Source organism: Paenalcaligenes sp. Me52 (assembly GCF_050487965.1).
Taxonomy (GTDB): domain Bacteria; phylum Pseudomonadota; class Gammaproteobacteria; order Burkholderiales; family Burkholderiaceae_B; genus Paenalcaligenes.
On record NZ_JBKQFO010000035.1, the window covers coordinates 1 to 630 of the forward strand.

Below are 630 nucleotides of genomic sequence, written 5' to 3' on the forward strand. Positions count from 1 at the left end.
TCAACCTTGCCTTTGAGTTCATCGATATAACGTTGTAGCCATTTAATTTCATCGCGCGCTTCAATACCCACGCGCGTAGCAGCAGAGACAGTGTCATTAAAGGCAAATACTCCGTGCAAACCAATAACGCCTATTTTCACACCGTCTTTTTCGATGATGGTATATGGCTTATCCCAGAATGATTTACTGCTGTTCTGATAAAAAATATTGCCCTGCACAATAGGGAATTTTGCCTGGCTCAACTGTAATAATGTGTTGTCCCAGCCGTGGTCAAATTCATGGTTGCCTATTGTGACGGCATCAAACGGCATAGTATTCATAATATCGATAATAGCCTTACCTTTGGTCAGGCTGCTGATATATGGCCCGGTAAAATAGTCGCCCGCATCAAAAAACCATGTCGCTTTATTTTTTGCTTTTTCTTGCTTAACCAGCGTAGTGATATTTGCCCAGCCGCCAATATCCCGTTTACCGTCAGCGATCCACGGCACTTTATAAGGTTCTACATGCGCATGGAGGTCGTTGGTATAAATAATAGTGACATCTTTAGCGCAAGCCCAGAACGGCAGTGTTAATGCGATACCCGCAGCAAGTATTTTAATTTTCATAAACAATCCCTTTCAGTGAGAT

General features: G+C 42.7%; 1 protein-coding gene. It reads right to left on the bottom strand.

All coding sequences use genetic code 11. The features are described from left to right. Positions 1 to 608: metallophosphatase (locus tag ACLO87_RS16825; protein WP_430224349.1), on the bottom strand; the 608-nt coding region annotated here is incomplete at its 3' end. Positions 609 to 630: the final 22 nt, after the last annotated feature.